General features: G+C 64.3%; 18 protein-coding genes, 2 tRNA genes and 1 pseudogene. 10 read left to right on the forward strand and 11 right to left on the reverse strand.

The window, feature by feature from the left end:
* Nucleotide 1: 1 nt before the first annotated feature.
* The 5 genes from Q0C17_RS11280 to hemC form a co-directional block, all read right to left on the reverse strand.
* Nucleotides 2–77 (reverse strand) — tRNA-Thr (locus Q0C17_RS11280).
* A 79-nt stretch (nt 78–156) separates the two neighbouring features.
* Nucleotides 157–1,587, reverse strand: a complete 1,431-nt coding sequence (locus Q0C17_RS11285; RefSeq protein ID WP_291206022.1) for a heme biosynthesis HemY N-terminal domain-containing protein — start codon at nt 1,585–1,587, stop codon at nt 157–159.
* Nucleotides 1,588–1,592: 5 nt separating this feature from the next.
* Nucleotides 1,593–2,618, reverse strand: coding sequence for a hypothetical protein (locus tag Q0C17_RS11290; protein WP_291206025.1), 1,026 nt, complete (start codon nt 2,616–2,618; stop codon nt 1,593–1,595).
* Between the two features lie 72 nt (nt 2,619–2,690).
* The gene (locus Q0C17_RS11295; protein WP_291206027.1) at nt 2,691–3,398 is read right to left on the reverse strand and encodes a uroporphyrinogen-III synthase; all 708 of its coding nucleotides are present in this window, start codon (nt 3,396–3,398) and stop codon (nt 2,691–2,693) included.
* Complete coding sequence (hemC, locus tag Q0C17_RS11300) at nt 3,395–4,360, reverse strand: hydroxymethylbilane synthase (RefSeq protein WP_291206030.1); 966 nt, start codon at nt 4,358–4,360, stop codon at nt 3,395–3,397. The genes Q0C17_RS11295 and hemC overlap by 4 nt, the downstream gene beginning before the upstream one ends.
* 124 nt (nt 4,361–4,484) lie before the next feature.
* On the opposite strand from hemC, the gene Q0C17_RS11305 reads away from it, so the two are divergent.
* From Q0C17_RS11305 to Q0C17_RS11315, 3 genes are all read left to right on the forward strand, one after another.
* Nucleotides 4,485–6,347 carry a DUF885 family protein gene (locus tag Q0C17_RS11305; RefSeq protein ID WP_291206033.1) on the forward strand — a complete coding sequence of 621 codons (1,863 nt, stop codon included), beginning with the start codon at nt 4,485–4,487 and terminating at the stop codon, nt 6,345–6,347.
* A 146-nt stretch (nt 6,348–6,493) separates the two neighbouring features.
* Entirely contained in the window at nt 6,494–7,657 is a 1,164-nt protein-coding gene (locus tag Q0C17_RS11310; RefSeq protein WP_291206036.1) for an acyl-CoA dehydrogenase family protein, read from the forward strand.
* Nucleotides 7,658–7,660: 3 nt separating this feature from the next.
* The gene (locus Q0C17_RS11315; RefSeq protein ID WP_291206039.1) at nt 7,661–8,125 is read left to right on the forward strand and encodes a DUF3429 domain-containing protein; all 465 of its coding nucleotides are present in this window, start codon (nt 7,661–7,663) and stop codon (nt 8,123–8,125) included.
* Here Q0C17_RS11315 and Q0C17_RS11320 read toward each other — a convergent pair.
* Entirely contained in the window at nt 8,110–8,637 is a 528-nt protein-coding gene (locus tag Q0C17_RS11320; protein WP_291206042.1) for a disulfide bond formation protein B, read from the reverse strand. The genes Q0C17_RS11315 and Q0C17_RS11320 overlap by 16 nt on opposite strands.
* Before the next feature lie 136 nt (nt 8,638–8,773).
* Between Q0C17_RS11320 and Q0C17_RS11325 the strand changes: the two genes are divergently transcribed.
* The 3 genes and pseudogenes from Q0C17_RS11325 (at nt 8,774) to Q0C17_RS11330 (ending at nt 10,180) form a co-directional block, all read left to right on the forward strand.
* Nucleotides 8,774–8,857 (forward strand) — tRNA-Leu (locus Q0C17_RS11325).
* Nucleotides 8,858–9,115: 258 nt separating this feature from the next.
* Nucleotides 9,116–9,292 (forward strand): annotated as a pseudogene (locus tag Q0C17_RS18185) (Arm DNA-binding domain-containing protein); the annotation flags it as partial.
* 120 nt (nt 9,293–9,412) lie between these two features.
* Nucleotides 9,413–10,180, forward strand: coding sequence for a tyrosine-type recombinase/integrase (locus Q0C17_RS11330; RefSeq protein WP_366914817.1), 768 nt, complete (start codon nt 9,413–9,415; stop codon nt 10,178–10,180).
* Nucleotides 10,181–10,233: 53 nt separating this feature from the next.
* Here Q0C17_RS11330 and Q0C17_RS11335 read toward each other — a convergent pair whose 3' ends face one another.
* From Q0C17_RS11335 to Q0C17_RS11345, 3 genes are all read right to left on the reverse strand, one after another.
* Entirely contained in the window at nt 10,234–13,722 is a 3,489-nt protein-coding gene (locus Q0C17_RS11335) for a toll/interleukin-1 receptor domain-containing protein (RefSeq protein ID WP_291206045.1), read from the reverse strand.
* A gap of 6 nt (nt 13,723–13,728) precedes the next feature.
* Nucleotides 13,729–17,997, reverse strand: coding sequence for a TIR domain-containing protein (locus Q0C17_RS11340; protein ID WP_291206048.1), 4,269 nt, complete (start codon nt 17,995–17,997; stop codon nt 13,729–13,731).
* Between the two features lie 171 nt (nt 17,998–18,168).
* Entirely contained in the window at nt 18,169–18,426 is a 258-nt protein-coding gene (locus tag Q0C17_RS11345) for a hypothetical protein (protein WP_291206050.1), read from the reverse strand.
* 183 nt (nt 18,427–18,609) lie between these two features.
* Between Q0C17_RS11345 and Q0C17_RS11350 the strand changes: the two genes are divergently transcribed.
* The gene (locus Q0C17_RS11350) at nt 18,610–19,818 is read left to right on the forward strand and encodes an AI-2E family transporter (protein ID WP_291206053.1); all 1,209 of its coding nucleotides are present in this window, start codon (nt 18,610–18,612) and stop codon (nt 19,816–19,818) included.
* 117 nt (nt 19,819–19,935) lie between these two features.
* Complete coding sequence (locus Q0C17_RS11355; protein WP_291206056.1) at nt 19,936–20,613, forward strand: DUF6445 family protein; 678 nt, start codon at nt 19,936–19,938, stop codon at nt 20,611–20,613.
* On the opposite strand, the gene thpR is transcribed toward Q0C17_RS11355, so the two are convergent.
* Both thpR and Q0C17_RS11365 read right to left on the reverse strand, forming a co-directional pair.
* Nucleotides 20,600–21,166 carry an RNA 2',3'-cyclic phosphodiesterase gene (gene thpR, locus Q0C17_RS11360; RefSeq protein WP_291206059.1) on the reverse strand — a complete coding sequence of 189 codons (567 nt, stop codon included), beginning with the start codon at nt 21,164–21,166 and terminating at the stop codon, nt 20,600–20,602. The genes Q0C17_RS11355 and thpR overlap by 14 nt on opposite strands.
* Nucleotides 21,167–21,249: 83 nt before the next feature.
* Nucleotides 21,250–21,582 (reverse strand): DUF2853 family protein, encoded by a 333-nt coding sequence (locus Q0C17_RS11365; RefSeq protein WP_291206062.1) that lies wholly within the window; start codon nt 21,580–21,582, stop codon nt 21,250–21,252.
* A 379-nt stretch (nt 21,583–21,961) separates the two neighbouring features.
* On the opposite strand from Q0C17_RS11365, the gene Q0C17_RS11370 reads away from it, so the two are divergent.
* Nucleotides 21,962–22,738: a Bax inhibitor-1 family protein gene (locus Q0C17_RS11370; protein ID WP_291206065.1), complete on the forward strand. Its 777-nt coding sequence runs from the start codon at nt 21,962–21,964 to the stop codon at nt 22,736–22,738.
* A gap of 144 nt (nt 22,739–22,882) precedes the next feature.
* On the forward strand, nt 22,883–23,845 hold the full coding sequence (gene mdh, locus Q0C17_RS11375; protein ID WP_291206068.1) for a malate dehydrogenase: 963 nt from the start codon (nt 22,883–22,885) through the stop codon (nt 23,843–23,845).
* The last annotated feature ends 13 nt before the right edge of the window (nt 23,846–23,858 follow it).

A 23,858-nucleotide genomic window follows, 5' to 3' on the forward strand; every position in this document is an offset into this window, starting at 1 on the left:
ATGGTGCCGCTTAGGTGACTTGAACACCTGACCCCCGCATTACGAATGCGGTGCTCTACCAGCTGAGCTAAAGCGGCATGCCGTTCCGGCAGAGCCCGCATATACTGGCAGGGGATGGGGGGCGCAAGGCCAGTTTTGCCGCGCTTGGGAAGGGCTTCAATCCTCGTCCGGGGCGTAGTCCAGGGGCTGGGTCAGCGGGCCTTGCGGGGCTTTCGGCATGACCGGTCCTTCGTCGGCCAGCGGCAAAGCAAGGACGCGGCCGGCTTCGAGTTCGCGGCCATAGGTTTCGTAGCGCGGGTGCACGAGGTCGCCGACATCACCGAAGGCGTAGACGAGGCGGCTCCAGGCAGCACGGTCATAGTCGAAGGCGCTGCCCTTCGGGTCGATATCCGACCAGTCAGCCTCGCGCGAAGCCGAGGCGGCCATCCGGCCCCACCGCTGGGCTTCGACCGGGTCGCCATAGCCTTTCAGGGCACGCTCCATGAGGAGGCAGAGACGCGCGGTCGGGTTCTCCTCCACGAGGAGGGCAAGGATGCGGATGCCGCCCACCCAGTCGGCGGAGTCCATCGCCACTTCGGCACTGAGGATGCGGCTTTCGCGGTGGTTCGGATTGGAATCGGCGAGACCCTTGAGGCGGGCCGCGATGTTGAACCTGGAATCCTGCGGGATCAGTCGGCGCGAAAGCTGCGCGAGCGCCGGGTGGGGCCGGGCCTTCCAGCCGAGCTCGAGAACACCTTGCGCGGCTTTGACCTTGCCATCGGTCATCAGGAAACGGGCGCCGTGATAGGCGGCCGGCGGGAAATCGGGCGCTGATCGGATGGCTTCGCCGAGCGCCTTCTGGGCGGCGAGTTTCTCCGTATGCGGAAGACCGACTGCCTTTGCCGTGTGCAGTACGGCGCGGCGGCGCTTGGCGTTGAGCGCCTCGACCTGCGCGCGCTTTTCGCCCTGGTTAAGGGTTTCGAGTGCCTTGTCCCAGTCACCCTTGGATACCTGCAGGTCGAACAGGGAGTTGAACGGCCAGTCGGCATCGGACTTGAGGGCGAGGGCCTCGCGGGCGCGGCTTTCAGCGGTCAGCTGGTCGCCGCGTTCGGACGCGGCGGTGGCGGCGCCGCGAAGGCCGGCGAGCTGCCCGCCGGGCAGGCGCGTCAGCAGGCCCCAGGCCCGTTCGGCGCCGGCCCAGTCATCGTTGGCTTCGGCGGCGCGGGCTTCGAGGAGGAGTTTCAGGCGTTCGTCCTCGGCATGACGCATGGCGCGGCGAGCAAGTTTAAGCGCGGCTTTTGAGTCGCCGCCTTCTGCCGCCAGAAGGCCTTCGGCGAGGGCCGCGTTGGCCTTGCGGGTGCGGGCGAGGCGGCGGGCTTTGGAAATGCGGCCGGGCAGGACGAGAATGCCGGTGGCGAGCCACCAGACAAGTGCGATTAGGCCGCCAAGGAGGGCGACGAAAATGGCGGCAACACCGGACCTGACGGCCACGATTTCCTGTCCGACCGGGAAGGTCACTTCGCCCGGCAGGCTGAAGGCCCACCAGGAGAGGGCCGCGCCGGCCATCACCAGGACGATGACGATGAAGAAGAGGAAAAACCGGCTCATGTCCGTCAGTTCCCCTCTTCCACAAGGCTGAGGCGGACGTCCTCGAGCGCTATTTCGAGCGTGATGCGACGGTTTGCGCGCTGGGTCCAGTCGCTCGCCGCACGGGATGCGGCGGCGTCGAGCCCTGACAGGGCTTTCACACTGCCGGCGAGATCGCCGGCAGTGAGCGCAGCGGCGGCAGCGTCGAGCGCCTTGGTGGTCTCGCTGTGCTTACCATTCACAGGGCGGACGCTGACGGCGTCGCCAAAAGTGCGGTCGAGCCAGGAGAGGCGCGAAGATTTGTTTTCCGGTGTGGCGGCGGCGAGGACGGCGGCGCGCACTTTCGGGAATTCAGCCTGCAGACTCGTCAACGCTGTAGCGCCCGAGACATACGGCGAAAGCCGTTTGATTGTTTCGTTCTGTGGCAACGCCTTGCGCAAGGCGCGGTAGTCGGATTCGAAACCGGTGCCCCGGCGGGTGGCCGCTTCGATGGCGGAGAGGGCGAGGGCGGCCTCGGCGCGGTTGCCGCTGGATTCGATCGCGGCGCTGGACTTTGCGGCGGCCGCTTCGGCGGAGGCTTCGAGACTGGCAAGGCGATCCGTCAGGGCACGGACATCTGCACGCGGAGCGCGGTCTTCAAGTGCGTCGAGGCGCTCGTTGAGATCGGTGAGTGCAGCCGGATCGCCGCCAGCGGCGATGGCCTGGTCGAGACGCCGGGAGACAACATCGAGTTCGCGGATCAGACCCGCGAGTTCGGCAGAAGCGGCGGCGGGCTGGGAGAGTTTCTCGTCGATGGCGGCCTGCACCGCTATCACCTGGGCGACTTGTCCTTCGAGGCGGGCGAGGTCTTCGTTGCCCGAGGGGCGAACGAGGTCCGCGCCGAAGATGCCGGCCACGGCGCCGATCAGCGCGGCGGCGGCGCTGGCCCCTGCGAGCGCCAGCCAGCCGGGCGCAGGACGCGCAGCCTTGTCCGAACTGGCGGGGGCCGGTTCGAACTGGGCGTCTATCGGACCGTTTACAGGGTCCGCGTCGCTGAAAGGGTCATTGGTCATGGTGCCTATATGAGCAGCTTCAGGTTTCAAAAGAGTTTGGCACAGCGGCGATTCAAGGGCAAAGCGCCGGGATCAGCCGACCAAGGTGGCGGCGGCGCTGGCAACGGCCAGCATCAGGGCGGTGTCGTTTGGCCGTGCGGCGACCCATTCGCCGCGCCCGGCCGCGCCTTTCAGAGGGGCGAGGGCCGCGTCCGAAATGGCGACCGTGGCGGCGCGGGAAAGATCGGGTGAGCCGGCGGCCACCGCGCCGGCGGCCTTGGCCGAGTGCAACAGCAGGATTACCGGAGAGGCGCCCAAAAGAGCGGTGAGGGCCTCCGAGCTGAGGCTTTCCTCTGCTTCGGTGCGATACGGGGCGCAGAAGCGGGCATCTCGCCCGGCGGCACGCAGCAGGGCGACGAGGTTTCCGGCGGCAGCTTCGTTGGCGACGTGCAGCAGCGGGCCATCAATGCCGGAGGCGACAATCAGGCGGGCGAGGTCGTCTGCGTTGCCGTCGCCTTCAATGACGTGAGTGTAGCCGCCCACGCGGGCCGCTTCGGCGGTCGAAGGGCCGACGCACCAGACGTGGACGTCGGAGGGGACTTTCGCGGCCGCGACGGCATGGACGCCGTTGGCGCTGGTGAAGACGATGTGCGCGATACCTTCGGCGAGGCCCGGATCGAAGCCGGTTTCGACGATACGCAGCATGGGTGAGAGGATCGGTGTGCAACCGAGCGAACGCAGCGCCTCCGCTGTGTCACGGGCGCCGGGCAGCGTCCGCGTGACGATGACGGCAAGGTTCACCGCTCGTCCCCGAAGACGGGCAGGTTGCCCTTCGCGCCGGCGCGGATTTCGGAGGCAACATCGCGGCCAAGCTGGGCGAGCTGCGCCATCGAGGCAGCTTTCGGCGCCGTGCCGGTGGCGGCCCAGCGCCGGTCGCCGGCGGGGCTCAGCACTTCGCCGGTGAGGCGCCAGGTGTCGCCCTCGTCGAAGAGATGCGCGGCGATCGGGGTGCGGCAGCTGCCGTCGAGCATGGTGAGGAAGGCGCGCTCGGCGGTTGCGGCGGCTTCGCTCTTCGTGACGTTGATTTTAGCGAGGGCGGCGCGCAGGTCATCGCCTGCATCGTCGCGGATGACGACGCCAATGATGCCTTGGGCGGCGGCGGGCAGCATGTCGGTGACGGGAATGGGCGCCGCGAGGTCTGCATAGCCGAGGCGGCTGAGGCCGGCCATGGCGAGGAAGGTGGCGTCGGCCTGGCCTTCCTCGAGCTTGCGAAGGCGCGTCTGCACATTACCGCGGAAAGTGATGACCTGAAGGTCCGGGCGCAAGGCGAGGGCCTGCGCTTCGCGGCGAAGGGAAGCTGTGCCGAGGCGGGCGCCTTGCGGCAGGTCTCGCAGTGACTTGGCGGTGCGCGAGACGAAACCGTCGCGCGGATCCTCGCGCTCCGGGAAGGCGGCGAAGACCTGGCCGGGCGGGAGCAGGGAAGGGACGTCCTTCAGGCTGTGGACGGCGAGGTCGAGGCTGCCTTCAGAGAGCGATTCGTCAAGCTCGCGGGTGAACAGGCCCTTGCCGCCGGAATTGACGAGGCGTTCGGAAGTCAGCTTGTCGCCGGTGGTTGTGAACGTGACGATCTCTGCTTCCAATGCACCGGCGGAAGCCTGTTTCAGGCTGGCGGCGATCTGGTGGGCCTGCGCCAGAGCGAGGGGGGAGCCGCGAGTGCCGAGGCGGACGGTACGCGGGGCGGAGGCAGATTTCTTCTCGGTCATGGTTTTGCTTAGCGGCGGAATCCCAAATTGCCAATTCGGGCCGCTCCGGGCGTTGACGCAGGCGGCGGTGGGGCGTACGGGAGTTTATCGTTAAACGGAAAGTCCGTTTTCAGGAGACCCCCCGATGATCCGTACCGCCGTCTCGGCTTTTGCCATCATTATTGCGCTGGGCGCCTGCGCGCCGACGACCCCTGCCGCCGACCCCGCCGCGATTGCCGCTGCACAGGCTGAGCAGAGCGCGAAACTCAATGCCTGGTTCGATGCCAAGTATGAGGAACAGCTCCAGTTCAGCCCGATTGGTCTGACCTTTCAGGGCCGCAAGGACAAGAATGACCAGATCGACTGCTTCACCTTCGCCTGCGCCGATGAGCAGCTGGCCTGGCAGAAGGCAGCGACTGAAGAGCTGAAAGCGACGTTCCCGTATGACAGCCTGTCGCCGAGCGACAAGGATTCCTACGACCTCTGGGTCTACCAGTATGACCGCGCCGCCGCCGGTGTCGCCTATCGCAACAACGGCTTCGTATTCGACCAGATGAACGGCGTGCAGAGCTTTGCGCCGACTTTCCTGATGCAGTTCCATCAGGTCGACGAGGAAGCCGACGCCCAGGCCTATGTGAAGCGTATTACCGCTGCCGCCGCGGCCCTGCAGGACGCGCTCGCGATTGCCAAAGACAATGCAGCCAAGGGCGTGCACGCGCCGAAGTTTGCCTACGAAGGCGTGATCGACCAGTCGAAGAAGATCATCACCGGTGCTCCGTTCACGGCTGGTCCGGACTCCGCGATCTTCGCTGACTTCAAGGCCGACGTGCAGAAACTGGTCGATGGCGGCAAGATGACGCCGGAAGCGGCCGCAACGCTGACAGCGGAAGCTGAAGCGGCCCTCAAGGGGCCGTTCCTGACCTTCTACAACGACCTCCTGGCCTTCGCGACCGCCGACATGGCGAACTCGCCCGATGCGGCTGGTCCGCAGGGTGCGAACCTGCAGCCGAACGGCGAAGCCTATTACAACTACATGCTCACGCAGATGACGACGACGGGCATGACCGCCGACGAGATCCACCAGCTGGGCCTGTCGGAAGTCGACCGGATCCATGGCGAAATGGAAGCGATCAAGACCTCCGTCGGGTTCACCGGCACCCTGCAGGAGTTCTTCACCAGCATTCGCGACGACAAGGACAACGAGCAGCACTATTATCCCGATACGGATGAAGGCCGTGAGGCCTATATCGCCGATGCAACCGCGGCGATCGATAAGATCAAGGCCGTGCTGCCGCAGTATTTCGGCATCCTGCCGAAGGCTGACCTTGTCGTGAAGCGCGTCGAAGCCTTCCGCGAACAGCCGGGCGCTGCCCAGCATTATTTTCCTGGCACACCGGACGGCTCGCGCCCCGGCATATACTATGCCCACCTCTCGGACATGAAGGCGATGCCGAAGGGCGAGCTTGAAGTGATCGCGTATCATGAGGGCCTGCCGGGCCACCACATGCAGATCGCGATCGCGCAGGAGCTGACCAGCGTGCCGAAGTTCCGCACGCAGGCCGGCTTCACAGCCTATTCAGAAGGCTGGGGTCTCTACTCGGAGAAACTCGCCAAGGAAATGCCAGGTACCTATGTTGATCCGTACTCGGACTTCGGCCGTCTCGGATCCGAAATCTGGCGCGCCATCCGTCTCGTGGTGGACACGGGCCTCCATTCGAAAGGCTGGACGGAAGAGCAGGCCGTGCAATTCTTCCTCGACAATTCCGCCATCACCGAGGCGCAGGCCCGTTCCGAAGTGCAGCGTTACGTCGTGATGCCGGGCCAGGCGACGGCCTACAAGATCGGCATGATCCACATCCAGCAGCTGCGCGCGAAGGCCGAAGCCGAGCTTGGCGACAAGTTCGACATCCGCGCCTTCCACGACACGATCCTCGGCGGCGGCGCCCTGCCGCTCGACTTGCTCACCCGCAAGGTCGACCAATGGATCGCAGACACGAAGGCGGCGTAAGCCGCGCTGCCTGCGCCAATGACCAAGCCCTTCCCGGAAACGGGGAGGGCTTTTTTTGTTTGGCGCGGCGTGGGGCTTCTCCCCGCGTGACCCCTTGCCTCGGACGGCCATCCGCTTAGGCTTCCGGTTGCCCGAGGAGCCTGTCCATGCACCTGAAATTTGCCCCCGAGACCGAGATTTTCCGCGCGCATGTGCGCAGCTGGTTCGAGACCGAATTCCCAAAGGACATTATAAACAAGTACAAGGCGGGCACGCCCCTGACGACGGCGGATGTGCGCAGGTCCGAGATGGCCCTAGGTGCGAAGGGCTGGCTCGCCACAGCCTGGTCGACAGAATATGGAGGGCCAGGCTGGGGCCTCGAGGAACAGTATGTGTTCGACGAGGAACTGGAGCGCGCCGGCGTGCCCACAGTGACGCCGATGGGTGTGATCTATGTCGGCCCGGTGATCTACACGTTCGGGTCAGAGGCGCAGAAAGAGCAGTGGCTGCCCGGTATCCGCGACGGATCGGTCGGCTGGGCGCAGGGCTACTCCGAACCGGGCGCGGGATCGGACCTTGCGAGCCTCGAGTTTTCCGCCGTTCTGAAGGATGGCGTCTACACGCTGAACGGTCACAAGATCTGGACTTCTGCCGCGCAGCATGCCGACTGGATTTTCCTCCTTGCCCGGACGAGCCGGGGCGAGAAGAAGCAGGAGGGCATAAGCTTTATCTGCTGCAAGCTGGACGCGCCCGGCGTGACCGTGAAGCCAATCATCTCGATCGACGGGGCCCATGCGCTGAACGAAGTACTGTTCGACAATGTGCAGGTGCCCGAAGCCAATCGTATCGGCGAAGAAGGCAAGGGCTGGAGCTATTCGCAATACCTGCTCGGTTTCGAGCGCACGTCATATGCGCGCATCGGCGGTAAACGCGCGATGCTGCGTCATGTCCGGAGCCTCGCGAGCGCAGTGCCCGACGGCGGCAACGACCGGCTGATCGACGATCCAGGGTTTGCCGCGCGGCTCTCGCGCGCCGAGATTGCGGTGGACGGGCTGGAGATGACAGTGTTCCGCATTCTCTCGGCGCAGGTCTCTGGCGGCTCAGTGGGGGACGCCTCCTCGACCGTGAAGATTCTCGCGACCGAGACGCATCAGGCGATCACGGAACTGTTGCTTGAAGCCGCCGGGCCTTTCGTGGGCCATCGGGCGCCGTCGGCCGGGTCTGGCCCGCGCGACGTGGCGAGCTATTTCGCCGGGCGGGCGCAATCGATCTATGGCGGTACAAATGAGATCCAGAAAAATATTATCGCCCGCAAGGTGCTGGGGCTCTAGGCCATGAGGATTTCCGGGATCCCCGCCGCGCCGCTGATGCTGACGGCGGCCGGTGTGTTGCCCTTTGCGGCGGGCGCGGGCGTAATGTGGATGGCACGGGAAAATCCCGTGCTGCAGGCGCAGGCGGGGCTGACGCTGCTGGTCTACGGCGCGGTGATCCTGTCCTTCCTGGGCGGCCTGCGCTGGGGCGCAGAAGTGGTGGCCCGCGGCGACGATGGGCCGCGCGCTGGTGTTCTGATATGTTCCGTAATCGGATCACTCACGGGCTGGGGCCTCGTGCTTTACGGCGTGCTTGGCGCGCTCGACTGGCAGGTCTATGCGGCGGCGGCGGCGGCGCACGTGGTCCACGGGTTTTGGGATACAGGCACCGTTGTGATTCCGGCCTGGATGCGGCGGCTGCGCGCCCTCGGCACGTTCGGCGCGGCGGCAGGCCTGCTGGCCGGGGGAGCGGCCTATTTCGTCCTGTAGCTGCGGAAGGTGATCGCGGCGGCGGCGAAACTCGCGGCGGCAAGCAGGGCCGAGACGACACCGTTCCATCCGGCCATCGACAGGCCGAGGATGTAGAAGGGCGCATCATTGCAGAGCGGGATAGAGATGGGGGCATCCAGACTGCCCATCTCGAGCGGGTTGACGCCGCCGGATGAACAACCGGCCGGGGGCGGGAAGAACTTCCATTCGACGCCAGCATGATAGGCCGCCACCACCACCCCGGTGAGGAAGACGAGGCCGATCAGCACGTTGAGGGCCACCAGGAAGCGGCGCTTGGGCACGACGCGCCAGATGGCGAGGCCGGTCAGCGTCATGGCGATGAGGGCCCAGTAGACCTCGCGCTGGCGCAGGCACAGTGGGCAGGGGGCAAGGCCGCCGAACTGCTGGAAGGCATGGGCCGCCGCGAGCATCAGCGCGGACGCGGCGAGGGCCGCGACCGGCCAGCGCCAGCCCGAAAGGAGACCCGCAAGGGGAGAACTCACCGCTGTCATGGCCTTCATTCACGCGATGGCGGCCTCTGCGGCAATGCGGCGGAGCGTCACGAGGCCGGGATCGGGGCGCGGATTGACAAGCGCCGATTGACACCGCCCTGCCGCCTGCGGCAGGAACCGGGCGTCATCACCCAGGGCCCCTGTGGTGAAATGGTAGACGCGGCGGATTCAAAATCCGCTTCCGCAAGGAGTGCTGGTTCAAGTCCGGCCAGGGGCACCAACTGCTGGTTCTAACCAGTCCGAAAGGGTCCGAGACGAAACAAAAATAGGCAAATAAATTCAATGGTTAGCGTCCGGATCGATCCGAAGCGGCGCGAAGCCCTGCGTTGGCGTCCGGGAAAATTGTTGGAATCTGTGTTGGTATGAATTGAGGTCATGCCAACAATCTACCAACACGGTGCATGCCTTGCCTCTGACCGATACACAGCTGCGGAATCTGAAGCCCGAAGCGAGCGCCTATCGATAATCGGATGGCGGCGGGCTTTTTATTGAAGTGGCGCCGGGAGGCTCCAAGCTCTGGCGCCTCGCCTATCGCTTCGACGGCAAGCAGAAGCTGATCGCGCTGGGAAGTTATCCTGAAACGTCGCTCGCGCGCGCTCGTGAAAAGCGGCAGGAAGCCAAGGGGCTATTGCAGGATGGAATTGATCCCGGCGCCAAGGCGAAGGCTGACCGGGAGGAGCGGCGCGCGAGAGCGGAAGACACCTTTTCTGCGATTGCCAACGAGCTGCTTGAGCGCGCCGAGATCACGATTTTGAAGAAGCGTTGGCTTCTCAGCATGGCCGAATCTGATCTCGGGCATCGTCTGATCAGGGAGATTACTGCGCCTGACATCCTGAAGCCGCTTCGACGACTTGAGAAGAAAGGGCATCACGAGAGCGCTGTTCGGATGCGCGCCGTGATCGGGCAGGTGTTTCGCTACGCTATCGCCACCGGCCGGGCGGACACCGATCCGACCTTCGGGCTGCGCGGCGCGATCATGCCGCCAAAGGTCAGCCACCGGGCGGCGATTACCGAAAAAGCGGCCTTCCAAGAACTTGCGCGGCATGTCTGGAGCTATAAGGGCGAGGTGGAAACTCAGGCGGCGCTGAAACTGATGGTGCTGCTCTACCCCCGTCCCGGCGAACTGCGCCTTCCCTACTGGAAGGAGTTTGACCTTGAAAAGCGGACCTGGACCATCCCGGAGACGCGGGCCAAGATGCGGCGCCAGCATGTGAAGCCGCTTCCGGATCTGGCGGTATCCATCCTGAGGGATCTACAGGCTCTGAACAATCGCAGCCTGCTTGTGTTTCCGTCGCACCAGTCGCCCGGCAAGCCGATCAGCGAAGTGACCATGAACCGGGCGCTGCAGCGGATGGGCTATTCACACAACGAGCACACGCCCCACGGGTTCAGGGCGAGCGCGTCTAGCTTGCTCAACGAGAGCGGCAAGTGGCAAGCCGATGCGATTGAGGCGGAGCTTGGCCATCTGGGGACGGACGAAGTCCGCAAGGCCTATCACCGGGCGCGGTACTGGGATGAGCGGGTGAAGATGGCGGAGTGGTGAGCTGGGAAAGTTGCAGGACGTCTTTCCTCCGAAGCCGAGTGACTTTCCGAGTGTTACTCCATCCGAGTCACGTTCACGACCCATTGCAGCGGCGCATCCCACCAGGGCCGCTTCGGGGCAGCGCAGACATTTTCGCCTTCGCGGCCGCGCAGGATAGGCGCGGTCTCGACGATCTTTGCGTCGATTAGGCGCGGGAAAGGCGCCATCCGGCCTTTGTTGTCGGGCGCCAGCGAGCCGCGCAGGCTTGCTTCGCAGAAATCTGCAATGTGGCTATCGTCCGCTACTATAGTCATGGCGCGCCGAACGTCCCAGAGCCGCGCGGTGCGGTCGTTGCTCCAGGTCAGGATGCGGGTCTCGTCCTTCGAAAAGCTGGCGCCGAAAACTATGTCCTCATGCTGCAACGCCGGGCCGATCTGGGTGCCGGAAGCGGCGTCCCAGAGCCGTGCGGTGTTGTCAGAGCTCCAGGTCAGGATATGGGTTTCGTTCTTGGAGAAGGTTGCGCCTTGGACACGGTCCTCATGCCGGAGGGTGGGACCGATTTGGGTTCCTGTAGCAGCGTTCCACAACCGAGCTGTGTCGTCTTCGCTCCAGGTGAGTATTCGGGTTTCGTTCTTCGAGAAGTTGGCGCCCCGCACATCGTATACATGCTGGAGGGCGGGTCCGATCTGGGCCCCTGTGCCAGCGTCCCAGAGCCGGGCCGTGCCATCTCTGCTCCACGAGAGGATGTGGGTGCCGTGCTTCGAGAAGACGGAGCCGGACACACCGTCCTCATGAAGGAGGGCGGGCCCGATCTGGGCGCCAGTGGTCACGTCCCAAAGCCTGGCGGTGTTGTCGCTACTCCATGTCAGGATGCGAGTTTCGTCAGGGGAAAAGACCGCTCCATCGACCCAGCCCTCATGCTTCAGGGTGGGCCCAATCTGGGCGCCGGTAGTGGTGTCCCAGAGCCTGGCGGTGTTGTCCGCGCTCCAAGTGAGGATGCGCGTGTCGTCCTTCGAGAAGGCCGCTCCATTGACCCAGCCCTCGTGCTGGAGGGCGGGCCCAATCTGGGCGCCGGTGGTCGAGTCCCAGAGCTGGGCCGTGTTGTCTGCGCTCCAGGTTAGGATGCGAGCCTCGTCCTTCGAGAAGGCGGCGCCCCAGACAGTATTCGCATGCGTTAGGGCGGGCCCAATCTGGGCGCCGGTGGTCGCGTCCCAGAGCCGGGCGGTGTAGTCTAAGCTCCAGGTCAAGATGCGGGCTTCGTCTTCCGAGAAGACGGCGCCTCGGACGACGCCGTCATGTTTGAGGCTAGGTCCGATCTGGGCGCCAGTGGTAACGTCCCAAAGTCTGGCCGTGTTGTCGCTACTCGATGTCAGGATGCGAGTTTCGTCCGGAAAAAAGGCCGCTCCATTGACCAAGCCCCCATGCTGGAGGGCGGGCCCAATCTGGGACCCAGTGGCGGCGTCCCAAATCCGGGCGGTGTTGTCCTCGCTCCACGAGAGGATGCGGGTTTCATCCTTCGAGAAGGCCGCGCCGTAGACAGACATCTCATGCCGGAGCGCGGGGCCTAACTGTGCGCCTGTGGCGGAATCCCACAGCCGGACGCCAGTATCGCCGCTCCAAGTGAGGACGCGCGACTCGTCGCTCGAGAAGCCGGCGCCAGCAACATAGCCTTCGTGTTTAAAGTCGGGGCTGATCTGGGTGCCAGCGATAGCGTTCCAAAGCCGAGCGGTATTGTCGCTGCTCCAGGTTAATATGCGCGTTTCGTCCTTAGAGAAAACGGCGCCCCGGACGGCGCCGTCATGTTTTAGGCTAGGTCCGATCTGGGCCCCTGTGCCAGCGTCCCAGAGCCGGGCCGTGCCATCTCTGCTCCATGTAAGGATGCGGGCTTCGTCCTTTGAGAAGGCGGCGCCCCGGACAGTGCCGTCATGTTGAAAGGCGGGCCCGATCTGGGCACCGGTGGCAGAGTCCCAAAGCCTGGCTGTGTAGTCGTCGCTCCAGGTGAGGATGCGAGACTCGTCCTTGGAGAAAGCGGCGCCGAAGACCCAGCCGTCATGCCGGAGATCTGAGCCGATCTGGGCACCGGAGGCAGCGTCCCAGAGCCGGGCGGTGTTGTCCCCGCTCCAGGTGAGGACGCGGGTCTCGTCGTTCGAGAAGGCGGCGCCGGAAACAGGACCTGTATGTCGGAGTTCGTGGCCGATCGGGGCTCCGGTACCCGTTTCCCAAAGCCGTGCAGTGTTGTCTAAGCTCCAGGTGAGGATGCGGGTTACATCCTTCGAGAAGGCGGCGCCGGATACACGGTCTTCATGCTGCAGGACTGGCCCAGTTTGCGCGCCAGTGACGGCATCCCAGAGCCTTGCTGTGTTGTCATAGCTCCAAGTGAGGATTCGGCTTTCGTCCGAAGAGAAGACCGCGCCATAGACCTCTCCTTCATGCCGGAGAGGAGGCCCGATCTGGGAGCCCGTGACTGCGTTCCAGAGTATGGCTGTTCCGTCCGCGCTCCAGGTCAGGACTCGGCTTTCGTCCTTCGAAAAGATCGCGCCAGTGACCCTCGCTTCATGCTGTAGGGCCACCTGTTGCTTGAGAGACTGCACAACAGACGCAAAGCTCGCATTCGCCTCGGGCGTTGACGGCGAAATGGCAGTTTCGCGGCTTGCCAAGATCGACAAGAGTAGTGCCCTTCTCGGGTCACCGTTCGACAGCAACTGCTCTGCCGTGCGCGCCAGCATCAGCGACTTTGATTTCGCGAAAGCACGTTGCTCCGACACGAGGAACCAACCGCCATAGGCAAGCGCCGCGAAACCGCCGACGAGGATCAGCGCCGCTGCGGCCTGCCAGATCCGGGCTCTCCTGATCTGGCGCCGCTCGCGTGAAAGCTGCTCTTGGATATGTGTTCGGCTGGCGGCGATCCAGGTGGTGAAAAGTTCGCCGGGCTCGGGTTCGTTCTTCGGGCGGCGGGCGGCCCAGGATTCGGCTTCCTCAAAGGCGCCGGAGGGGAGGAGGCCACCTTTTGGGCGGCCCTTGCGCTCCCACTCTGCAGCGCGCTCTGTGTAGCGTCGGCCTTCGCGCAGCCATGCGGCATTGACCGACAGTACACGGATGAGGTGCGCCAGCGCCGCGTCGAAGCCGGGGCCGGAGTCCGTGAAGTCGATCGCGATATTCAGCGAGTTCAGCTTCGGCGGCAGCTTGGCGAAATCGACGGCGCCTGCGAGCACCGGGATGATTCGCTTTCCGACCCGCTGCGCGTAGGCAATCTCCTCGTCGCAGACCTTGCTGGCGGCGGAGTGCGGCGAGACGAGGAACACCATGGCCTCGGCCCCGGCGATCATCTGCTCCAGCCTTTGCCACCAGGGCTCGTCCGCCGAAATCCCGGCGCCGACCTTGTCCGGGTCGTGCTCGGCCTTGTCGAAATCCGGCTGGAACTCCGGATGCGCGATCAGCGCGTCGGCAATGCGCTGCAGTATTGCGGCGTCCTTGCGGGAATAGGAGAGGAAGACCTTTGTTTCCTCGGGCGGCGTTGCGTCTCGTGCGGATGTTTCGGGTTTAGGCGACACCGGGCGGGCCATGGCGCGTCACTCCATGCCCGTCAGGTTGGCGAAGAGCTGCAGCGGCGCATCCCACCAGGGCAGCTTCGGCACAGAACAGACATCTTCGCCTTCTCGGCCGCGCAGAATGGGGGCGGCGGTAACGAGTTCCTGATCGATCAGGCGGGGGAAAGGCGCCATCCGACCTCGGTCGTCGGGCGCGAACGAGCCTCGTAGGTTTGTATCGCAAACATCTGCAATGTGGCTTTCGTCCGGGTTGATTATCATGGCGCGGCGAACGTCCCACAGCCGTGCGGTGTTGTCCTCGCTCCACGTGAGGATACGGGCCTCGTCATTGGAGAAGGCGGCACCCAGGACAGAGCCCTCATGCTTTAGGGCGGGTCCTATCGGCAAGCCTGTGGCGGCGTCCCAAAGTCGGGCAACCTTCCCGCTCCAGGTCAAGATGCGGCTTTCGTCTTTCGAAAAGCGGGCGCCATTCACGGGCTGCTCATGCTGGAGGGGGGGCCAAATCGGTAGACCTGTCCCAGCGTCGGAGATCCGTAAAGTCATGTCGCCGCTCCACGTCTGGACGCGGGTTTCGTCCTTCGAGAACGCCGCGCCGTAGACAGCGCGCGCATGCTCAATGGAATCCCCGATCTGCGCCAGCGTGCCCGCGTCCCAGATTTTGGCTTCCCCGCTTTGATCGAGTATCGCTCCACTCCATGTGAGGATGCGGGTTTCGTCATTCGAGAATGCGGCGCCGAAGACAGCGCGTTCATGCTTCAGGGCAGGCCCGACTTGAAGTCCGGTGTCCGCATCCCAGAGCCGGGCAGTCTTGTCCCAGCTCCAAGTCAGGATCCGGGTTCCGTCCTTGGAGAGGGCGACTCCATTCACAGGCTGCTCATGCTGAAGAGCTTGGCCGATGGGCAAGCCAGCAACGGCATCCCAGAGTCGTGCGGTTTTGCCGCTCCAGGTTAATATGCGCGTTTCGTCCTTCGAAAAGGTGGCGCCGGAAACATAGCTCTCATGCTGGAGGGCGGGTCCGATCTGGGCGCCGGTGGCCGCGTTCCAGAGGCGGGCAGTGCTGTCCCGGCTCCAGGTGAGGATGCGGGCATCGTCTTTGGAGAAGGCGGCGCCCGAAACAACGCCCTGATGCCCGAGGGCTGGCCCGATCTGCGCCCCATTGGCGGCGTCCCAGAGGCGCGCGGTGGTATCGCCGCTCCAAGTGAGGATGCGGGTTTCGTCCTTCGAGAAGGTGGCGCCGGAGACATAGCTCTCGTGCTGGAGGGCGGGTCCGATCTGGGCGCCGGTGGCCGCGTCCCAGAGGCGGGCGGTTCTGTCCCCGCTCCATGTCAGGATGCGGGCGCCGTTCTTCGAGAAGACGGCGCCGGAGACATGCTCCTCATGCCGGAGGATGGGCTCTTTTTGCGCGCCAGTATCGGCGTCCCAAATTATCGCTTCCCCCGTTTCGCCGAGTATGCCTCCACTCCAGGTCAAGATGCGGGTCTCGTTTTTCGAGAAGGCAGCGCCATAGACATAGTGTTCATGCCAAAGGTCTGATCCGATCTGCGCGCCGGTGGCGGCATCCCAGAGCCGCACCGTCTTGCCGCTCCATGTCAGGATGCGGGTTTCGTCCTTGGAGAAGGCGACGCCATTCACAGGCTCCTCATGCTGAAAGACGCGCCCGATCTGCGCGCCGGTGGCGGCATCCCAGAGCCGCACCGTCTTGCCGCTCCATGTCAGGATGCGGGTTTCGTCCTTCGAGAAGGTGGCGCCATCCACAGGCTGCTCATGCTGGAGGGCGGGCACGACCGGCAAACCGGTGGCGGCGTCCCAGAGCCGAGCGGTCTTGTCATCGCTCCAAGTCAGGAGCAGGGTCTCGTCCTCCGCGAACTCGGCGCCGCGGACAACCTCCTCATGCTGGAGGGCGGGCACGACCGGCAAACCGGTGGCGGCGTCCCAGAGCCGAGCGGCCTTGTCATCGCTCCAAGTCAGGAGCCTGCTTTCATCCTTCGAGAAGTCGGCACCAAGCACGGATCCCTCATGCTGAAGGGAGTGCCCGATCTGGGAGCCGGTTTCCGCGTTCCAGAGCCGGGCGGTACCGTCCCTGCTCCAAGTCAGGATGCGGGTCTCATTCTTCCAGAAGAAAGCGCCGGAAACGTAGTCCTCATGCTGGAGCGTTAACTGCTGTTTCAAGGACTGTGCGGCCGAGACAAAGCTGGCGTGCGCTTCGGGTGTGGAGGGCAAGATTGCGGTTTCTCGGCTGGCAAGGATCGACAACAATAGTGCCCTTCTCGGATCGCCGTCCGCGAGGAATTGCTCGGCTGTGCTCGCAAGCGTTCGTGATTTGTCTGCGCCGAAAGTGCGCTGAGCAGACAAAAGGAACCAGCCGCTAATGGCTTGCGCGCCAAATCCAAGCACAAGAACCGATGCCGCCATCGCCTGCCAACGCCCGGCCCGGCGGCGTTGGCGCAGTTCGCGTTTGGCCTGCGCATTTTCGCGCGCGGCGGCCTCGTACTCGGCCGTGCGGCAGGCGCGTAGATAGTCCCGCCCGATCGCGCCGAGCAGAGCGGCGAAGTCAGGCCGTTCGAGCAACTCCTCCGCCCGCGCGAGCCGCTCGCTCGTGTGGACCAGCATGTCTGCGCGCCGCTGCATCCTATAGTCGTCCGCCCACTCCCGCGCCGAGCGCAGCGTTCGTTGAAGCCGCTCCAGTGTGATCCGCTCTTCGCTGATCCAGGCGGCGAGGCCACGCCAATGGCGGAGGACGGCTTCGTGGCTGACTTCCATGACAGGTTCGCCCGCGCTCTCGGAGGCGACGAGCAGGCGCTCTTCGATGAAGTGGGCAATAAGCGGGCGTGACGCTTCGGGAATATCGATCAGCCGCGCGACGCGGCGCTTGGGGCTCGAATCGGCTTCGTCCAACTGGACAAGCCAGGGGATGAATGCCGCGCGGGCGAGGCTGTCCAGCTCATGTCGGGTAGAGGGCAGGGCAGGGTCGGCTTCGGCCTTGCGGAGCGCCGCTTCGACGGCTGCATTGATGGCGCCGCTGACGCCGCCGAGGCCGGTTTCGTATTCCTGCAGGGAGAGCGTCCGGTCGCGGCCATAGTCCGTTACCAGACGTTCCAGTGTGAACGCGAGGAGGGGGAGGGCGTCGGCCTTGTCGAGATCGGCGATCAGGCGGTCAGTCAGCGCCGGGTTGATGGTGATGGGCGGATCGGTGAGCTTGGCGGGGCCTTCGATCACTTCGCGAAACGCCGAGGGCGGCAGGGCAGGCAGGTTGAACAGGCGCAGCTGCGCGGCGAGGCGGCTGTCGGCTTGCAGGCTGCCGAGCGCGTCCGAGCGGATGGTGGCGGCAACGATGAGGTCCGGCTTCGACGCGAGAACGTCGAGCAGAAGCTGGATGGCGGCGGGCGCGCTGGCATTGTCGGCAGAGAAGAGTTCTTCGGCCTGATCGAGCGGCAGGACGAGTGTGGGCGGCGTGCCACGCCAGGTTTCATTGGCGGCGGCGGCCATGGACTGGAAGCGGGCGATGACGGCGGCCTGCCGCGCGGCGAGGACTTCGTCAGCGGGCTGCGGCGACGCAGCGCCAAGCGCGTTCGCGAGGCCGGTTTCGCCGGAGAGCGCATCGCGGCCGGGCCGCCAGGTGGGCAGCACAAGGAAATTTTCCTCATCTCGCTTCAGGCGGGCGAGGAGGCCTGCTTTCAGGAAGCTGGATTTGCCCGCGCCCGAGGCTGCCGCAATCGTCAGTATGCGCTGAGGCGTTCCCCCCCGCATCTGGCGAAGCGCATCGAGGCCTGCCGTGATCTGAGCATCGCGGCCGAAGAAGATGGCGGCGTCTTCTTCTTCGAGGGCCTTCAGGCCCCGGTAGGGCGGGCGGCCATCGGGCAGGTGGAAGTGTTTCGGGTCGAGGCCCGCGCGCTGCAGGCCGAAGCGCAGGCGCGTGAGGCCGTCTTCGCGCAGTTCCGGCGCCGAGATGTTGGCCATCTGGAACTGCGAGGTGAGTTCGAGGGGCAGCTCGCTCCAGGGTGTCGGCTGGACGAGGACCGGGAAGATCTTCTTGCCGAGGGCCTTGGCGAACTTGAACTCGTGGAAGCACCATTTGGAGGCGCACCAGTCCGGCGAGACGAGAACGACGACGGCGAGGCAGCGCTCGCCCGCTTTCTGCAGCTCCTCTTCCCAGCGCTGGCCGGGGGCGAGGCCGTGTTCGGGGTCAAGGTCGAGGAAGGTCTCGCCATAGCCTTCGGCGCGCAGCCAGTCGCGAACCGCGACCGCTTCTGCGTTGTTTTTGCTCGAATGGCTGATGAATATCACGCCCACTCGATGCGACCTCCCACGGGCAGAGGATCATCGTAAAAGTTGTCCGGTGGCAAGCGGGGAGGTGCGGAGAGAAGAATAGAAGTCCAACGGAGTCCGATTTGTTGCCGGGCACCACAGGAATGCACGCAACCCCGCCGAGGCGGGGTTGCGTCGTTTCTGGGGCAGCGCAGGCTATTCCGGCGCGTCTTCGGTCGCTTCTTCAATGGCGTCGCCGGCGGCGTCGATGGGGTCGGTGTTTTCGTTGCCCGTGACTTCGTCGATGGCTTCGCCGGTGTTCTCGAGCAGGGCATCATCCTTGTTCTCTTCGCCGGTGAGGGTTTCCTCGATGGCGGAATCCATCTCCTCGCCCTGCTTCTCGGCGCTGTCGCCGCACGCGGCGAGCAGCAAGGCGCCGGCGAGGGCGGCGGTCAGGGTGGTGAGGTGTTTCATGGGATGGTCTCCTTCTGCAGGGTGGAATGGCGTAACGTGAATAACGGACAGGCGCGGGGAAAGTTCCATCAACCGCGGCCGAAATGTCCCTGAACATGCCGGGCAAGCGTTGCTATTGTCACGCGCTTGCGGAACCGTGGGGGCGGCGGCGCGTTGGGGCTGCGCACCGGGGATGCTTAAGGCATGACAAGTCAGGATGAAGCGGCTCAGGATGGTTCTCAGGCCAGTGCTCAGGCCAGTGCTCAGGCCAGTGCTCAGGCCAGTGCTCAGGCCAGTGCTCAGGCCAGTGCTCAGGCCAGTGCTCAGGCCAGTTCCAAAGCCAATGCCCAGGCCAACTCCGGCGCGAACATTCTGACAGCGGTGCTGCTCTCAGGCGCGGCGATCTACTTCCTTCAGGCCATTATCGCGCCACTTTTGCTGGCTGTGTTCCTGCTTGCGCTGGTGGCGGAACTCACCCGGCTGATGCACCGGATCGCCCCCAAGGTGCCGCCGAATCTCTCGCTCGGCCTGTCGCTACTGGTCATCATGGCGGGGTTTGCGCTGATCAGCGTGATCATCACCGACAACCTGACGGGCATCTTGGCGCGGGCGGATGAGTATACCACGCGGATGGACGTCATCCTGATGGAGATGAGTCGTACGTTCGGGGTGAGGCTTGCGCCGAATTTCGAGAGTATGCTGCGCTCTGTGCAGACCGCCGAGATGGCCGGAGCCATGCTGAACTGGTTGCAAGGCGGAGTTTCCATCTTGATGTTCGTGCTTGTCTACCTGGGTTTCTTGATCGCCTCGCGCGCGTCCTATTCGCGCAAGCTGAGCGCGCTGAGACCCAAGGGAGAAGGCGCGGTCGACATTGATCAGATCCTCGCGCGCATCCAGAAGGCGGTTCAGAGTTACGTCCGTATACAGACGGTAACCGGCCTGATGATCGCCGCTGCGTCCTGGCTGGTGATGGTCTGGGTGGGCCTGCCACAGCCAATGTTCTGGGCATTCTTGATCTTCGTGGCGAATTATGTGCCGATTGTCGGCGGCGTGGCGGGTATTCTCTTTCCGGCGGCATTCAGCCTGCTGGTTTTCGGCGATCTCGGAAAACCGCTGATCCTCCTGGCGTCGCTCAGCGTGATTGGCTTCACGGTCGGTAACGTCCTCCAGCCCCGGATGCAGGGCGTGGACCTCAATCTCGATCCTGTGGTGGTACTGCTGTCGCTGGCCTTCTGGGGCGTCTTGCTGGGAGTGACGGGGGCGTTCCTGTCGACGCCGCTGACGGTGGCAGCCATGGCAATACTCGCCGAGTTCAAGGCGACGCGGTGGCTGGCAATCGTCCTGTCCAGCGACGGCAACCCCTATCCGACGCGTACGCGCGCGATCGTGCGCCGGACCAAGGTGCCGCGTTAGCTGTGATTGCCGGTTGATCGGCTCCGGTGTCCGTTGGATGTTGCGGGCCAAGGGGAGGGGCGTGCAGGGAGCCTGCGCGCATGGCCTGTCCCGGGTGCTGGAGGCCTGAGCGTTCCCATGGTGATTGCGCCTTCCCCCACGATCGGGCGCATCGGGCATGAGCGCGAACCGATTGTCATCATTGACGGGTTCAGTTCCGATCCGCAGGCGCTCGTCGAAGCCGCTGCCGTGCAGACCTTTGACAAACGCGGGCCGCATTATCCGGGCATCCGCGCGCCGGCGCCGCCGCGTTATCTCGGCGAGCGGATGGACCTTATCCAGAAGGCGCTGTCGACCGCGTTCGGCCTCAACAACGGCGCAGACCTGGTGGAGTGCAACTTTTCGCTGGTGACGACGCCGCCGGACGAGCTGGCGCCGCTGCAAAGAATGCCGCATTTCGATGCCCCCGAGCCGGACTATTTTGCCGTGCTGCATTACCTGTGCGGGCCTGAACATGGCGGGACCGCATTCTACAGGCACCGCACCAGCGGCTTCGAGACGGTGAGCCCGTCGCGCATGGACGACTATTCGGAGCTACTCGACCGCGAACTCCAGCGCGTGCCGGCGGCGCCGGGATATCTGTTCGGCGATACGCCGCTGTTCGAGCAGACCTACCGGGTTGAGGCGGCGTTTAACCGGCTGGTGATCTATCGCGGCTGGACGCTGCATACCGGGCAGGTGCCGCCGGGCCACAGCCTGTCGCCTGATCCGCGCAAGGGGCGGCTGACAATCAACACCTTCCTCAAGTCGCGTTGAACGGATCCGGCAGCGGACCCGTCAGCGGATAGTCGGCTTCGGCGACATAGCGCGAGGGACCGCTGGCGCGCGGTTGGCTTGAATAGAGATGGAAACCCCCGGCGAGCCAGGGCTCGCTGCGGTAGGTCTGGTGGCGCTCGCTCCAGGTGCGGGCTTCCTCCAGCAGCGTGCCGTGACAATAGGCCAGCGTGACGTGCGGTGTGAACGGACGCCGTTCCAGCGCCAGGCCAAGGCGGCGGCCGGCGCGTGCGCAGGCCGAAGCAAGGGCGCACAGCTCATCCGTCTCGCGCACACGCGCCCAGACGGCAGTCGGCTCGCGGCGGCCAAACCAGCCGGCGCCTTCAAGGACGAGATCCAGCACCGGCGCCTCGATCTCGCCGAGCAGCTCGTCCAGGTCGCGCGCAGCGGATTGGCTGATCTCGCCATAGAAGCAGAGCGTGATGTGAAAGTTTTCCTCCGGGCGCCAGCTGGCGCCCGGCAGGTCCTTCTGCAGTTTCCGGAGCGGGTGCATGACGTCCGGCGGGACGGGCAGGGCGGCGAAGAGGCGAAGCATGGGTGTGGTTTCAACATGGCGCTGGGCAAAAGAAAACCCGGCCTTTTGGGGCCGGGCCGGATCGGTGATCCTGTGGGAGGTGTTCAGCCAGCTAGATGGTCGAGTCGGCCGAAATGCTCGGCGAGAAGGTAATAGAAGGTGACGCGGGATTTCTGGCCGCCTTCAGCCTTCATCTGATCGCAGACCGTCTTTATGCCCGCATCCAGCTCGCCCTGGTTGAGCGCCAGGCCGAGCTTGTTGCGGCACCAGCGATCGCGGATCCGGTCAAGCTCGCCGCCATCCGAGCAGGCGACGACGGAGCTGTCCTTGTTGCGAAGGGCAATCCCCAAATGCCCTACGATCTTTTCGGCTGCAGCCTTGTTGTAACCTTTTGCGTACTTTTTGATATTCTCAGCATACGCCGATGCATCAGCCATGTTCTTCCCCTTTTAAGTCGTGGCATGCGAATACTGCGAACGGTGGAATTCACAGTTAAGTCAGAGTTTAAGTCTCGTCATAGGCGAGTCAACGGCGACTAGCTGTTGAGTACAATGGTGACTTCGAGGCAACTCGGGGCGACGAGGGAATACTTTGTCGAATACTTGTATTCGCAAGATTTTCAGCGTGATAATCAAATATTAACGAAGGATTGAATCCATGCTCCGGGTGAAACCGGTAACAGGGCGGGAACCTCTGGGTGCCAGTTTCTGCGTATTGCCATACCGGATTCTGTTGCACGAAGGATCGAAGGTCTCCATATATTGTCCAAACGGCGCCTGATGGGTGTCCGCGATCAGAGAAAGGGTTCTACAACCGATGAATGACTTCAACCGGACTTTCGGAGGGATCGACGCACGGTCTGCCGATACCTCCGTCAACGTGGGCCTGCGCACCTTCATGCTGGGTGTTTATCAGAAGCTGGCGCTGGGTATCGCGCTGGCCGGCGCACTGGCCTTCCTCGTCGGCTCCAACATGGTGCCGGCGCTGACGCAGCTGGTTCTCTTTTCGCCGCTGCGCCTGGTTATCCAGTTCGCACCGATCGTGCTGATCCTCGGCTCGGCCTTCCTGATGAAGCGCCCGTCGCCGCTGGCCACCGGAATTGTCTACTGGACGATCGTGTCCCTTCTGGGCCTCAGCCTGTCGATCTGGGTCTACATGTCGCTTGGCGGAGTCGGCGCTGAAACGCGCACCGGCCGCTCGATCTCGCCGACCCTCTATACGATGGCCAAGGCCTTCCTGCTGACCGCGTCAGCCTTCGGCGCGCTGAGCCTCTTCGGCTACATGACGAAGACGAACCTCAAGCCGATCGGCGTGTTTGCCGTGTTCGCGCTGTGGGGCCTCGTGGGCGTCAGCCTTCTGAGCCTGCTGTTCCCGCCGTCGGGCTTCCTTGAAGTCGCGATCATGGTCGGCGTGCTGGCTGTCTCGGGCATCCTGATTGCCTTCGACACGCAGAACCTGAAGGAAGGCTACTTCCAGAACGAGGGGGACACCCGCTCGCTCGCGGTGATGACGAACTTCGGTGCGCTCGGTTTCTTCATCTCGTTCTACAACATTTTCACGATCCTGATGTCGATGCTGTCCAGCAACGACTGACACCAGGCTTCGGAATAACTTGACGGCACACCCCGTGAGCGCTGCTCACGGGGTGTTTGCTTTCGGGCCGCATTGCACCCGGGCGCGGCCTCGGCTAGGGGTCCCGCGGTACTGTTTCCGCGCCCATATTCCGAGGAGAAACACATGGCTCGCAACAAGATTGCCCTGATTGGTTCCGGCATGATCGGCGGCACGCTCGCCCACATCTGCGCCCGCGAAGAACTGGGCGACGTGATCCTGTTCGACATCGCCGAAGGCCTGCCGCAGGGCAAAGGCCTCGATATCGCCGAATCGACGCCGGTCTACGGCGCCTCGGTCGGCCTGAAGGGCGTCAACGACTATGCCGGCATCGCCGGGGCAGATGTCTGCATCGTCACCGCAGGCGTGCCGCGCAAGCCGGGCATGAGCCGCGATGACCTTCTGGGGATAAACCTCAAGGTCATGAAGGCCGTGGGCGAGGGCATCAAGGTCCATGCGCCGAACGCATTCGTGATCTGCATCACCAACCCGCTCGACGCCATGGTCTGGGCGCTGCAGCTTTTCTCCGGTCTGCCGACCTCGAAGGTTGTTGGTATGGCGGGCGTGCTCGACTCGTCGCGCTTTGCCTACTTCCTCTCCGAGAAGACCGGTGTGTCCGTCGCCGACATCCACGCCTGGACGCTGGGCGGCCACGGCGACGACATGGTGCCGATGGTGCGCCATTCGACCGTGGGCGGTCTGCCGCTGACCGAGCTCGTGAAACAGGGCTGGATGAGCCAGGCAGAACTCGATGCCATCGTTGACCGCACGCGCAAGGGCGGCGGCGAGATCGTCAACCTTCTGAAGACCGGCTCCGCTTACTACGCCCCTGCCGAGAGCGCCGTTGCGATGGCGAAATCCTACCTCAAGGACCAGAAGCGCGTGCTGCCTGTCGCCGCCTACTGTGCCGGCGAGTACGGCCTCAAGGACATGTATGTCGGCGTGCCGACGCTGATCGGGGCCAAGGGCGCTGAGAAGATCGTCGAGTTCGACCTCACGGCTGACGAGAAGGCGATGTTCGAGAAGTCGGTCGCCTCGGTGAAGGGCCTGATCGAAGCCTGCAAGGCGATCGATCCGTCGCTCGCCTAGACACCCCAATGCC

It is taken from the genome of Hyphomonas sp. (assembly GCF_022844445.1).
Taxonomy (GTDB): domain Bacteria; phylum Pseudomonadota; class Alphaproteobacteria; order Caulobacterales; family Hyphomonadaceae; genus Hyphomonas.